The sequence below is a fragment of the Bacillus sp. VT 712 genome (assembly GCF_001614195.1).
GTDB lineage: Bacteria > Bacillota > Bacilli > Bacillales > Bacillaceae_H > Priestia > Priestia flexa.
The window spans coordinates 42,787-56,655 of record NZ_LWBK01000024.1; the positions used below are offsets into that span (position 1 = coordinate 42,787).

The 13,869-nt window shown below is 39.7% G+C and carries 12 protein-coding genes; 1 reads left to right on the forward strand and 11 read right to left on the reverse strand.

All coding sequences use genetic code 11. The features are described 5' to 3' along the window. Positions 1-40: 40 nt before the first annotated feature. The 3 genes from A2U94_RS12605 to iolG all read right to left on the reverse strand — a co-directional run bounded on the left by A2U94_RS12605 (position 41) and on the right by iolG (position 3,622). A complete protein-coding gene (locus A2U94_RS12605; RefSeq protein WP_025909253.1) occupies positions 41-1,498 on the reverse strand; it encodes a CoA-acylating methylmalonate-semialdehyde dehydrogenase in 1,458 nt (485 codons plus the stop codon). Between the two features lie 21 nt (positions 1,499-1,519). Continuing rightward, complete coding sequence (gene iolC / locus A2U94_RS12610) at positions 1,520-2,530, reverse strand: 5-dehydro-2-deoxygluconokinase (RefSeq protein WP_025909254.1); 1,011 nt, start codon at positions 2,528-2,530, stop codon at positions 1,520-1,522. 66 nt (positions 2,531-2,596) lie between these two features. After that, positions 2,597-3,622 (reverse strand): inositol 2-dehydrogenase, encoded by a 1,026-nt coding sequence (iolG, locus tag A2U94_RS12615; RefSeq protein ID WP_025909255.1) that lies wholly within the window; start codon positions 3,620-3,622, stop codon positions 2,597-2,599. A gap of 339 nt (positions 3,623-3,961) precedes the next feature. On the opposite strand from iolG, the gene A2U94_RS12620 reads away from it, so the two are divergent. Beyond that, on the forward strand, positions 3,962-5,236 hold the full coding sequence (locus A2U94_RS12620) for an MFS transporter (RefSeq protein ID WP_025909256.1): 1,275 nt from the start codon (positions 3,962-3,964) through the stop codon (positions 5,234-5,236). Positions 5,237-5,286: 50 nt separating this feature from the next. On the opposite strand, the gene A2U94_RS12625 is transcribed toward A2U94_RS12620, so the two are convergent. From A2U94_RS12625 to A2U94_RS12660, 8 genes are all read right to left on the reverse strand, one after another. Further along, complete coding sequence (locus tag A2U94_RS12625) at positions 5,287-6,327, reverse strand: Gfo/Idh/MocA family oxidoreductase (RefSeq protein WP_025909257.1); 1,041 nt, start codon at positions 6,325-6,327, stop codon at positions 5,287-5,289. Between the two features lie 15 nt (positions 6,328-6,342). After that, positions 6,343-7,347: a LacI family DNA-binding transcriptional regulator gene (locus A2U94_RS12630; RefSeq protein ID WP_025909258.1), complete on the reverse strand. Its 1,005-nt coding sequence runs from the start codon at positions 7,345-7,347 to the stop codon at positions 6,343-6,345. Positions 7,348-7,491: 144 nt separating this feature from the next. Continuing rightward, positions 7,492-8,445 (reverse strand): sugar ABC transporter substrate-binding protein, encoded by a 954-nt coding sequence (locus tag A2U94_RS12635; protein WP_025909259.1) that lies wholly within the window; start codon positions 8,443-8,445, stop codon positions 7,492-7,494. Between the two features lie 51 nt (positions 8,446-8,496). Then, positions 8,497-9,492 carry an ABC transporter permease gene (locus A2U94_RS12640; RefSeq protein WP_025909260.1) on the reverse strand — a complete coding sequence of 332 codons (996 nt, stop codon included), beginning with the start codon at positions 9,490-9,492 and terminating at the stop codon, positions 8,497-8,499. 5 nt (positions 9,493-9,497) lie between these two features. Beyond that, on the reverse strand, positions 9,498-11,006 hold the full coding sequence (locus A2U94_RS12645) for a sugar ABC transporter ATP-binding protein (protein WP_035320431.1): 1,509 nt from the start codon (positions 11,004-11,006) through the stop codon (positions 9,498-9,500). A 215-nt stretch (positions 11,007-11,221) separates the two neighbouring features. Next, positions 11,222-11,545, reverse strand: a complete 324-nt coding sequence (locus A2U94_RS12650; RefSeq protein WP_139109161.1) for a hypothetical protein — start codon at positions 11,543-11,545, stop codon at positions 11,222-11,224. 97 nt (positions 11,546-11,642) lie between these two features. Then, on the reverse strand, positions 11,643-12,413 hold the full coding sequence (locus A2U94_RS12655; RefSeq protein WP_025909263.1) for an EAL domain-containing protein: 771 nt from the start codon (positions 12,411-12,413) through the stop codon (positions 11,643-11,645). Positions 12,414-12,586: 173 nt separating this feature from the next. Further along, on the reverse strand, positions 12,587-13,768 hold the full coding sequence (locus tag A2U94_RS12660; protein WP_025909264.1) for an amidase: 1,182 nt from the start codon (positions 13,766-13,768) through the stop codon (positions 12,587-12,589). Positions 13,769-13,869: the final 101 nt, after the last annotated feature.

Here is a 13,869-nt window from a genome sequence, read left to right on the forward strand (position 1 = left end):
AGCTGCTCCTACTACTTCCCTCTCCTTTTTTGTTTACAACTTACCAGCGAGCCGTTACCATTTTCTTTCTTGTATAGAACTCTACACCGTCTGTTCCATTCGCATGCAAATCACCATAGAATGAGTCCTTCCATCCTGAAAATGGGAAGAATGCCATTGGAGCTGGAACACCTACGTTTACCCCTAACATACCCGATTCAATTTTTTCACGAAACTCACGAACGCTTGAACCGCTGTCTGTATAGATGCACGCACCGTTTGCAAAGCGTGAGGCATTCGCAATATCAATGGCTTCGCCAAGGTCATTAACTCGAATAATAGATAGCACCGGAGCAAAGATTTCATCTTGCCAAATTTTCATTTCTTGCGTAACGTTATCAAAAATGGTGGGGCCAACGAAATATCCGTTCCCTTGAACCTCAGCATCACTACGGCCATCACGAACAAGCTTAGCACCTTGCTCAACGCCTGATTCAATATAGCCAAGCGTGCGTTCTTTATGCCCTTCACGAATAACTGGACCTAAGAAAACATTTTCTTCAAGACCATTTCCAATCACAATACGATTTGCTTCTTCTACCAATCGAGTGATAAGTTCATCCGCTACGTCTTCTTGCACCGTAACAACAGATGCAGCCATACAGCGCTCACCAGCAGAGCCAAATGCAGCCCCTACAATTTGCTTTGTCGCTACGTCTAAATCAGCATCGTTTAACACGATTGAGTGATTTTTTGCACCGGCTAAAGCCTGAACTCTTTTTAGATTTTCCGTTCCTTTTTTATACACGTATTCCGCTACTGGCTGTGAACCAACAAACGAAATTGCTTTCACGTGCTTATGTTCCAATAGTCCATTTACGACATCATGAGCACCGTTTACGATATTTAGCACACCTTTTGGCAAACCAGCTTCTTCAAATAACTCTACTAAGCGCGCTGCTAACAGCGGTGTACGCTCAGATGGCTTCAACACAAACGTATTTCCACAAGCGATGGCTAATGGGAACATCCAGCATGGCACCATCATCGGGAAGTTAAACGGCGTAATTCCACCAATGACGCCGATTGGATAGCGGTACATCCCCGATTCAATTCCCGTTGCGATATCAGGCAGCTGTTTGCCCATCATAAGCGTCGGTGCACCTGCAGCGAACTCAACGCACTCAATTCCACGCTGAACTTCACCGTATGCTTCGTTATAAGACTTACCGTTTTCAAGCGTTACAAGCTTTGCTAGCTCATCCCAATGATCAACAAGAAGCTGCTGGTACTTAAACAAAATGCGCGCACGCTTTGGAACAGCTACTTGTGACCAAGTTTGAAACGCTTCATTTGCGGTTTCTACTGCGTGATCTACATCTTCTTTTGTCGATAATGGAACATTAGCAATCACTTCGCCTGTTGCAGGATTGTAAACAGGCTCCGTTTTCGAAGTAGAAGCTTCTACCCATTGTCCACCAATATAATTTTTAACGTCTTTGACGGCTGTTTGTGTCATCGTGAAATCTCCCCTTTGTTATTAATAAGTTTCCTGTAAAATTTCTTCTGCTGAGCTCATAAACTCTTTAATTTCGGCAACGGTTGGCATCGCATCAGAACAGCTATGACGTGAGATAACAATCGAGGCTGATGCACTTCCAAACCTCATGGCTTCTTTTACACTCATCCCGGTCATCACGCCGTAAATAAAAGCTGATGCATATGAATCGCCAGCACCAAAAGTTTTCAGTACCTTTGTTTTAAAAATGCCGCCGCGATAGGAGTTGCCATCTTTCGTATAGGCGATTGATCCTTCACCACCGTGCTTGATAATCACGATTTTGGCATTATAAGAAAACCATCTATTTGCCGTTACCTCATCACTAGAAGCTTCTAAGTTTAATAGCTTTTCCATCATGTCAAATTCTTCACGCGTACCGATAATCACATCGCATTTCTCTGCGGCCAAATTATAGTAAGTTGACGTTTCTTCTTCTGAAGCCCACGTATACGGACGATAATCGATATCAAAAAACACTACTACTTCATGTTTTCGTGCATATTCTAACGCTAAAAAAACAGCTTCACGAGATGGACTTTGTGCGAGTGCTGTACCAGAAATTAAAAGTGCTTTTGATTGCTTGATATAGCCTTCTGATACGTTGTGGACATCAAGCTTTAAATCTGCAACATTGTCACGATACATCAATATGCTACAATCCGTCGGGCTTTTAATTTCTGTAAAAGCTAATCCTGTTACCGCACCTGTGCGATCAATTGCAACATGATCCGTATCGATATTGGTTTCTGTGAGATAAGATGTAATAAAACGCCCCATTTGATCATCGGAAACTTTACCGATGAATCCTGTGTTCAAACCAAGGCGAGATACACCAATTGCAATGTTCGCTGGAGAGCCTCCAACGTATTTCGTAAACGTCTTTGTTTCTTCCATCGGACGCTGCGTTTCATTGGCATTTAAATCGATACACAATCGTCCTAGGGCAATAAAATCAAGGGGACGGTCTTGCTTAAATTGTAGTTTGTTCATTATCTATCCTCCTGCTTTTTATCAATCGAGTTAAGCACTTACTCATTTTGCATGATAAAACGTAATTCATCCATTAGTTACGTATGATTCTTCTAGACGTACAGGTCTTCCTGATAACAGTGATTCTTTTGCTGCTTTCGCAATTCGTTCTGCTTGAAACCCATCATTTCCGCTGCAAGTTACAGGTTGGTCTGTTAAGCACGCTGTCGCGAATTCTTTTACTTCTTCAACATAAGCTTGCGTATAGCGCTCTAAGAAGAAGTATAATGGTTTTTCTTTTACCACATGTTCACTTGTTGATACCTGAACCGTTGTTGGAATGCAGTTATCAGCTGTCGCTACACCTTTATTTCCAAAAACTTCGAGGCGTTGATCATAGCCGTATACCGCTTGTCGGCTGTTATCAATGACACCAAGCGCTCCGTTTTCAAACTTTAGCGTTACAATCGCCGTGTCAATGTCTCCTGCTTCTCCGATTGCCGGATCCACTAGTACCGTTCCCTGAGCTGAAACCTCAACGACTTCGCTATCCATTATGTAGCGAGCCATATCAAAATCATGAATCATCATATCCATAAATAAGCCGCCAGATGCTCTCACATAATCGATGCTTGGAGGCTGTGGATCACGAGACGTTATCTTTAAGACGTGAGGCTGACCAATTTCGTTCGTTTGTACAAGTTCTCGTACCTTTTTAAAGTTTGGATCAAAGCGGCGATTAAACCCTACTTGAAGCTTCACTCCAGCTGCTTCTACCGCTTTTAACGCATCATGTGTTTCTTCAACAGAGAAGCTGACCGGCTTTTCACAAAAAATATGTTTTTTAGCTTGAGCAGCTTCTTTAATAATAGCTGCGTGCGTATTGGTTGGTGAACAAATAAACACTGCATCAATTTCACCATCATTTAAGAGGTCGCTATAGTTTGTTGTTAACACATCAATTTCGTTTGTTGTAGCCCAGTCATGCAGATGATCTACCACCACGTCTGAAACCGCTTTAATTTTAATTTGTGGAATTAACTTTAGATTGTCAACATGAAGCTTTCCAATTCTTCCTGCTCCTATTACCCCAACCGTTAAAACATTACTCATTGTTTTAAATCCTCCCATCCATACTGTTGATTCTAGTACGCATTGCTTAATTTGCAATTAAGTTAAGCGCTTTCTTAATTTCTATTATACACACATTCTATAAAACCTCAATATTTTTTTAATTTTTACATAATTTATTTTAAAGAAAAATTGAATTCTCTTTATCTAACCTTATTATATAGACATTTATTCTTCCTTCACCAACAATAAACAGGGTTTTAAAGAGTCTAAAAACCCCATAAATTTAATTGACTTTTCAGAAATGTAACCGTATACTTCTATTATGAATGAAGTTAAGCGCTTTCCTTTTAAAAACTTTGAAAGTGGTGGATGGGACAAATGAATATGCTTGGAACGAAGAACTCATGGATCGACAAGATTGGCATTCCTTCTAATCTATTTTGGGGGTACATAGGTATCGTTGTATTTATGATTGGGGATGGCCTTGAGCACGGTTGGCTATCACCTTACCTAGTAGAACGTGGTTTATCAATGGAACAAGCTGGTTTTTTATTCTCGCTTTACGGTATTACCGTTGCCATTAGCGCATGGTTTTCTGGTGTTCTTGTTCAAATGTGGGGGCCGAGAAAGACAATGGTTATTGGCGTTATTTCATTTATTATCGGTTCTATTGTTTTTATTGGCATAGCTATTCCAAGCTTGAATTATCCTTTAATTCTCTTATCTTATGGACTTCGCGGATTAGGCTATCCACTTTTTGCTTATTCATTTTTAGTTTGGGTTTCTTACAATACCCCTCAGCAATCATTAGCTAGAGCTGTTGGCTGGTTTTGGTTTGTCTTTGAGCTTGGTCTTAGCGTTATCGGCGCTTTATACTCCAGCGTAATGGTAAGCCGAATTGGGGAAATTGCGACGCTATGGACTGCTTTAGTGTTCGTAGCAATTGGTGCTATTTTATCTATCGTCATTAACAAGGATCGATTTAACGGCAAAATTGTAAGCGATAACAAATCTAAAGAGCTGCTAAAAGGTTTAACTATCATGGCTGAGAAGCCGAAAGTAGCCATCGGTGGCGTAGTAAAAATTATTAATTCCGCTGCAAAATTTGGCTTCGTAGTCTTTTTACCAACTTATATGGTTGGCTTTAACTTTACCATTACAGAATGGCTCCAAATATGGGGCACCTTATTTTTTGTGAACATTGTGTTTAACCTCATCTTTGGTGTTGTTGGCGATAAATTCGGCTGGGTTAACACCGTGACGTGGTTCGGCGGTGTTGGATGCGGACTAGCTACGTTGGCGCTTTACTATACGCCCCAGATTTTTGGCCATAATTACTGGGCACTGATGCTAGTTGCTTGCTTCTATGGAGCTACTTTAGCTGGGTACGTGCCGTTAACTGCTCTTGTCCCATCTCTTGCTCCTGATAATAAAGGAGCTGCAATGTCCGTTTTAAATCTTGGATCTGGTCTTGCAGCATTTGTTGGTCCAGCTATTGTCGCACTATTTATCGGTCCTGTCGGTGTCGGTGGCTTAATGTGGATCTTTGCTATCCTTTATTTTGTAGGCGCTTTCTTAACGAGATTTTTAGCGTTACCTGAGCAAACCACGAGTTATCAATCCACAGACCAACAGCAAAAACTGTCTGTTTAACTGAATAAAATATGCAGAGAACGCCTCACACGATGTGAGGCGTCTTATTGTTACTTTGTACTAGAGTAAGCTTTAACGTGAACCAGCTCACCCGTTTCAAATGATTCTTTACAAGCATATCCTAATAGTGAAGCCTGCACGCCATCTTTAGCAGTGATAGCTGGCTTGCTACCAGTTTGAATACAATGAATAAATTCTTCAACCTCTGACAAATATGCCTGTGCGAATCGTTCATTAAAATTAGATACGCACTCTTTCAGAGCACCCGCGTCGTTGAAAATGGTTACTGCATTCTTTTCAGGAACAGTACCAATTCGCAGACTTCCTTTTGTACCGATAATCTCTGTTTCAATATGATATCCGTGACGGCTATTTCTCCCTGCTGCAAAAAGACCCATCGTACCATTTGAAAACTTTACAAGAGCAGCTCCTGTTTCTGCATCATTTAACTCCGTGAATGCTGGGACTGAATAGGCTCCACCGATTGCCCACACTTGCTCCGCTTCAGCTCCAAGATACCATCTGGCAAGGTCAAAATCATGCACAGCCATATCTAAGAATATGCCCCCGCTATAGTTTTTTTGAGCAAACTTTAAAAATGATTCCAAACCTTCCGTAGGATCAAATCCGTAGCAACGAACCATCACAGGTTCACCTATTGCACCTTGTTCAATTTGCTTTTTGGCATATGCATATGAATCATCATACCTTCTCATGAACCCAAGCATAAATACTTTGTCTTGGTGGCGATTAATAATTGTCTCAATCTTTTCCACCTCTTCTAGGTAAAGGCCTAATGGCTTTTCACTAAATACGTGATATCCCGCTTCTAATGCTTGCTGAATTTGATCACAGTGGAAGTTAGAAGGTGAAGCAATAAAAATGGCATCAAGCTCACTGTTCTGTAGCATTTCTTCATAGGATGTATACGTATATGGAATGTTCCACTTATCACTTAGTTCGGCTAACTGTTCCTTATTTAAACCACAAATTGCTTTTAATTCACAGTTTGGAATGCGAAAAGCTAAATTCTCAGCATGCTGAATTCCAAGCCTGCCTAACCCTACAATTCCTACCTTTACTTTGTTCACAGAACCTCTCCCCTTTTACTCCAGTATGTTTTTAACAGACCCCCGCTCGACAAGCTCAGGAGTTAGCATAACCCTTTGTTTAATCGACTCACTTCCGTTAATTGTCTTTAAGAGCTGCGCAAACGTATATTCAGCCATTTGCGTAATCGGTTGCTCAATGGTTGTTAATCCCGGATCAGCCATTTCAGCATAGATCGTATTGTCAAATCCAATAACTGATAAATCACCAGGAATAGCTAACCCCTGTTTTCGAGCCTCATTCATAACTGCTACGGCAATTAAGTCCGTACAGGCAAAGACAGCAGTAGGTTTTTTAGGACCTGATAAGAGTTCACGCGCCGCTCTTTTGGCATCTTCAATAACTGAACGACAGCTAATTACATCACCGTCTTTTAAAAAAACCTGCTCTTCGTTTAATGCTTGTGTAAACCCATTTAGACGTGCTTTACTACTGCTACGATCTTGTTCCATAATAATAGCTATTTGACGGTGCCCTTTACTTGTTAAGTGGTCCCCCGCTAAATAGCCACCTCTTACATCATCTGTGGTAACCACATGAGTAGAGACTGATGGATGATCCACAGAAAACAGAACAAGCGGTAGTTCTCTGCTTACAATTTTATTTACTAGCTTAAAATTATTTAGCTCAGTGGCAACTACAATGCCATCTACCTGCTTTTTCAACAAGAGCTCTACATATTCATTTTCACGTTCTGGCTGATTATCAGTACTGCAAAGAAACAGCGTATACCCTGCAGATCGCGCGCTATTTTCAAAAGCACGCGCTACCTCTGCAAAAAATGGGTTTGAAATATCGGGTACCAGCACGCCGATTGTATACGTTTTCTTTCCAGTTAAAGCTGCCGCTACGCTACTTGGCTGATAATCGAGCTCTTCCATCACCTTGTGAACTTTTTTTCGCGTTTTTTCACCGATACGACCTGTTTCGTTAATAACTTTTGATACAGTGGCGATAGAAACTCCAGCTTTTTTTGCTACATCATAAATTGTTGTTTTCATTCTAGCTCTTCTCCTCTTAATCTTCTCTTTTAATTATCTTATCACGAATGAGTTGTTCATATCCTTTACAAGGCGCTTTCTATATGGATTCTTAACACGCCTGATTAAGAGTTTCTATCGCACATCAAGAGCTTAATACTGCTATTATTTTGAAATACTTTGTAAGAACTCTAGCTTTTCCTGAGCATTTTCTTTTGTGATAATATCGATCCCACTATCAATACGTTTTTCAATTTTTTCACCCTTAATTGTTTTCAGCGCATTTTCTACACCTTGATATCCCATATCATATGGACTTTGTGCAATCGTACCGGCCATTTTACCAGCAATGATTGATTCAACAGCTTCAACGGTTCCATCTGTACCAATTACAGGAATATCCCCTTTACCTTCAAGAGCACGTAAAGCCCCGAGTGCCATATCATCATTTGCAGAAAATACACCTTTTACATCTTTGTTTTTTTGCATAATGTTTTCCATAACAGACATCGCTTTTGTTTTATCACTATCAGCTGGCTGTTCAGCAACAATCTTCATGCCTGCCTTTTCAAGTTCTTCTTTCGCTCCTTTAATACGAGCATCCATTGCTGAGTTCCCAAGTGCTCCCGCAATTAAAGCAACGCTATCTCCTTTTTCTAGCATAGATGCAAGAAGTTTTCCTCCTTCTTGACCAGCCGTATAGTTATCTGTTCCAATAAACGCTGTTTTTTCATCAAAATCAGCATCTGTATCAATTAATAGTACCGGTAAATCACCTTGAGTTGCTTGCTTTAAGACAGGTACAACCGTTGAAGGCTGAGATGGTGACACTACAATTGCTCCCGGCATCTGATTGATGGAATCTTCAATCATATTTACCTGTTCAATAACTTGAGATTCAGATGCTGGCCCAACAATATTTACATCCACGCCTAGATCTTTTCCCGCTTCTTTCGCTCCCGCTTCAACGTACTTCCAATATGGACTACTCAGCGTTTTTAAAACGACCGTTACGCTTTCTTCTCCTCCTCCAGACGCTTTATCACTGCTGCACCCTGCTGCAACTAGTAACCCGGCTGCCATTGTTAACATCCCTAACTTTTTTAACCCTTTTTTCATCATCATTTCCCCCTTTAGAATAGATAACCAAAAATGTAAACGCTTAATTTTTTATGAACCCTTTTTGCTTTTTCTCTGTCTAAGTACGTCCACATATACGGCTGCGATAATGACGACTCCAATAACTGCCATTTGAAAATCAGCTGAAACATTGAGTAAGTTCAGGCCATTTCTTAACACAGCAATGATCATGGCTCCAATTAGCGTTCCCCATACAGTACCTACGCCTCCAAAGAAGCTTGCACCTCCGATAATAACGGCTGCAATTGCATCTAACTCGTAAGATAAACCAGCGAGCGGGAACGCAGAATTGACGCGTCCAACCATAACAAGTCCAGCCAGCGCTGCCATAAAGCCGCTGATTGTATAAACAATAATGAGAACGCGATCTACATTAATCCCTGATAAGTGGGCTGCTTCTTTATTGCCCCCAATTGCATAAATGTATCGGCCTGTTTGTGTTCTTGTTAAAAAGATGTGAAAAATAATGTACATCACAATGACAAGTAAAAAGCTGATTGGAATTGGGCCAATAAATTCTCTACCTAAAAATTGAATCATAAAAGGAAAGCCTGCAATAGGTGCTGCAGCGGTAATGATTAACGCAATACCACGAGCAATGTTCATGGTGCCAAGCGTTGAGATAAATGGATGAGGCAAGCGAAGTTTTGTAAGTAAAATTCCGTTTAACCATCCAAAGAATATACCAACTAATAAGCAAACAAGAATACCTAGAATTGGATTGAATCCCATCGTAACAGAGACAATACCCATGACCATAATTGAAACAGCTAATATTGACCCAACAGATAAATCAATACCTGCTGTTAAAATAGGTAAAAGCATTCCCAGTGCTAATAAAGCATTGATAGAAGACTGACGAGCGATATTCATAATATTATTTACAGTAAGGAATTTGTCAGATAGCAGTGTAAGAATACCGCTTAATATAATAAGACCGATTAAGGCACCAAACTTACCTAAAAAATGCTTAAATGACTTCTTTTCGCTGGGCGCTGGCTTTTTTTGAATAATAACTTCACTCATTACGTTCAGCCTCCTGTCGCTGCTTTCATAATTATTTCTTGATTTGCTTCTTGAATTTCTAAATCAGCCGTAAATTTACCTTCATTCATTACGAGTACGCGATCACACATACCAAGAATTTCTGGTAAATCAGATGAAATCATAAGAACAATCGCACCATTCTCTACAAGCTGATTCATTAAACGATATACCTCGACTTTGGCACCTACATCAATTCCTCGAGTCGGCTCATCAAAAATGAACACCTTTGCTTGTGTACAAAGCCATTTGGCAATAACTACTTTTTGCTGATTACCACCGCTTAGCTTACGAGCATGAAGCTCAATATTATCAGGACGTACCCGCAGTTCTTTAATATAGTTGTCTGCTGTTTTCTTAATGGTGTTTAAATTGATAAGATTATTTTTTTGTTTAAACATTTTTGTATTAGCTAAGGAGATGTTAAAATCTAGAGGTTGATCCAACAGGAGGCCCTCATTCTTTCGATCTTCAGTAATGAATGCAATACCTGCATTGATGGCGTCTTTAGGTGATTTAATATGAACTTCTTTCTTATCGATATATACGCTTCCGCTTTCTTTTTGGTCAGCTCCAAAAATCGCTCTAGCTAACTCTGTTCTTCCTGCTCCAACCAATCCGGAAATACCGACAATCTCGCCGTATCTCAGGGTAAAGTTCAGCTTTTCTTTAAAGCCTTTGACATGGAAATCTTTGATGCGAAACCCTTCATCTCCAAGTACAAACGACTGCTTTGGATATTTTTCATCTAACGTTCTTCCAACCATAAGCTCAATCCACTTGTCCGTTGTTGTTGTGCGAACTGGTAGCGTATCGATTTGAAAGCCATCTCGTAAAATGGTTATTCGATCACCCATCCGCTTAATCTCATCCAACCGATGAGAGATAAAAACAATTGCAATACCTTTTTTCGTAAGGCCTTCTACTGTTGAATATAGCTGTTCAACTTCTGTAGAACTTAGGCTGGCAGTTGGCTCATCCATAATGATTAACTTCGCATCTAAGGTAAGCGCTTTAGCAATTTCCACTAATTGTTGCTGACCAATCCCTAATTCACTGAGCTGCTTATCAGCAAGATCTGGGCTTTGTCCTAACATGGTCAAGTAGCGCTTTGCTTCTTCTCTCATTTGTTTATGGTTTAAAAAAGAAGCCTTTCCACGTTGCTTTAATTCCCTTCCAAGGAAGATGTTTTCATAGACTTTCAGCTGTGGAATAACGTTGAGTTCTTGATAAATTGTTGCGATGCCAAGCTTCATAGAATCCACAGGATTATTAATCTGCACATGCTTTCCTTCCCAGTAAATCTCACCTTCATCCTTTTCATAAGCCCCTGTTAAAATTTTAATGAGAGTTGATTTTCCAGCTCCATTTTCTCCTAACAGAACATGTACTTCTCCAGCTTTAACATTTAAATCAATGCCCTTTAAAACATGGTTGTTGGAAAAACTCTTTTTAATCCCTTTCATTATAAGCAACGCTTGATTGTCACCTATCATGTAAAGACCCCTTTCATCTCCTAAGTAAAGAAAGCGCTTTCCTAATTGATTTGAATTATAAATAGTTTTGTAGAGATTGGCAACAACTTTTTTCAGAAAATTTTATCTTTTTATAATTATAGGCATGCTCTCTCCTAATCAAATCTATATTCTAAGATATTAATTATTTTTTCACATACTATCCAAGGAGTTATGTATTAAAACATTCCTCATGCTTATCTATCGAAAACAAAAAGGCTATTCATTGTATAAAATAATAGTTTGTGAAAGAAAAGATATAAAAAAGCCACATGAAATTTTTTCATGTGGCTTTTCCAGATTGACGAGAACCTTACAGGTTTCTCGTCAATCTGCTCTTTTTTATATTGAGGTATTCTCTTAATTACATCGACAATTGTTTTTGCAATGGTCATAACCGTAAATAGTCTCGTGTCATTCTCCACTTCCATTTCTTTTTGGCTGCTTCCTGCTTTTACTGTCCAAGCTGTTGTTGCAGATTCTTTCTTTTCCACTTCCGTTCGCTTGAAAAAACTGCCCATCTCCCTCGCCTCACTTTTGTAAGTCCTCTTTCTATTTATTATAGCAAGGTTTTGTCCCTTCAACAGCTACCAAACCACTTAATAAAGCTCATATTCCTCAACGAATACCCCCAAAGCTCAACGATTCCCTAAGCTGGTGGTTCTTTAAAAATGTATCGATTGCTGCAGGACGATCTAGTAAATAGCCTTGTACTACCTTAATATCTAGCGCAAGTGCAATAGCCAAATCCTTTTCACACTCAATTCCTTCTAAAATGAGCGTGGTGTTTCCTTTATTATATTGTGATAAGCATTTCACCATTTCTTGCTTTTCTTTTGAATCAGCTAAACCCCTTGAAAAATAGCGATCTAGCTTAATAATGTCTGGCCGATGCTCCACAACGTGCTGAAGACTCCCCATCCCTGTTCCTACATCGTCTATAGCGATTTGAAACCCACATTGACGCAAATAGTTCAGCCCTTCTTTAAACAGTGGAGATGACCAGACACTGTGCTCAAATGGACTTTCATTTAGTTCGAATACCACGCGCTTGAAGATGCTTGGATACATAACTAATAAGTGCTGAATAAAAAAGTGAAACTGTTTATCTATTAAAGTAGATGGAAAAATATTCACAAACAGCTTTTCACCTTGTAAAATTTCAAATGGAAAACAATCAATGGCTCCTTCAATCGCCATCATGTCAAGCTGAGTCAGCTTTTTTTCTTCGTGCGCCTGTAAAAATACATCCATAATGGGTGCATGAGAATAATGTAATCTTAACAGTGCTTCAAACCCTACTTTACTCCATCTATTCACACTATAAATTGGTTGATAAACAAACGTAAATTGTTCTTTGTCAAATTGTTTTGAAAAATAATCTTCCATATTGCCCCCTCAGTTCTCTGCATAATTATTGCGTTTCGTACATTTTCTATCCTATATGTTAGTTAACTGTTTAATTAGCTATTATCTTATAAATCGGCAAAGCACTTGATTATTTTAACACAAAAAAACACCCATTTTTTTGGTAATGAGCGTTTTTTTATCATTTTTATATTTTACTCTTTCAAGGAGACTCTTTCTTTACTTCCCATCCATGCTTGCACCCATTTCACTAATTGCTGATCTTGATTTCTTCCTGCAATAACGGATAAACCAACAGGGAGTTGATTAACATAACCAGCTGGAATCGTAAGCTGTGGTAACCCGGCTAAACCAGCTAAGCACGTCATCTGCAGCGTATACAACCTTCGATTTTGAAGTTCTGGACCAACGGCATTCTTCAGAGGAGCTACTCCAGGAGCTGTTGGTAGCACTAAGATTGTTTGACCATCTAAAAGATGAGTAAGCTCTTTAGTAATCGTGTCACGAATTTGTTTAGCATCTGACATATCTTCTTCTTTTAATGTGCTGGCCCATTCAAAACGTTCGGCTACATCAGGACCAAATGTCGGGTTATATCGTTTAATCCATTCTCCGTGAGCACGCCAAATTTCAATTCCCTGCAGCGTGCGAAATGCTTCCATACATTCACTTAGCTTGTAAGAAAGCTGTAAATTCTTGTAGCTAACAGCGTGATCTTCTAATAGAACTTCTACTTTCTTACCGGCTTCCTCATCCGCTAGTTCAAACAAATTGTTTACTCCAACGACGTTCTCAAAAGAAGGTGCTGTAGCTTGAGACGCAAACAACACGGATGCAACATCAAGCATCGTGTTTATATCTTTTGCCATAAACCCTACCGTATCAAAACTGGGTGCTAACGGTATTAATCCTTTAACCGATAAGCTACCGTGCGTCGGTCTAAATCCATAAACCCCGCAATAGCTAGCTGGAATTCGTATCGATCCCCCTGTGTCCGTTCCAATTGCAAAATCGACGAGCCCAGCAGCTACCGCCACCGCTGAGCCGCTTGATGAACCTCCTGGAATTCGGTTGTGATTAATTGGATGAAGTGGCGTTCCATAATGAAAGTTTTCACCATTTAATCCATACATTAGCTCATCTGTATGCGTTACGCCCGTCAGCTTAGCACCTGAAGCTAACAAACTTTTAACAGCTTCAGCATGATCACTCGCTTGTTCATGGGTATGTAGCCAGTAAGGGTTTCCCGCACTAGCCGTATGTCCTTTTACATCAAATACATCTTTTAAAGCAAATGTTTTTCCACTTAACACTCCGTGATTCGTTGGCTCTGCGATTATTTCTTTATTAAGAAATGCATTCCATTTATCGTTCATCCTCACCGCTCCCTTTTCACTTATGTCTCTTTTAAGCGTAATAACTAGAAGGATGATTGGTCAACGAATGTGTAATAACTTCTGACAAATGTTAAAACACT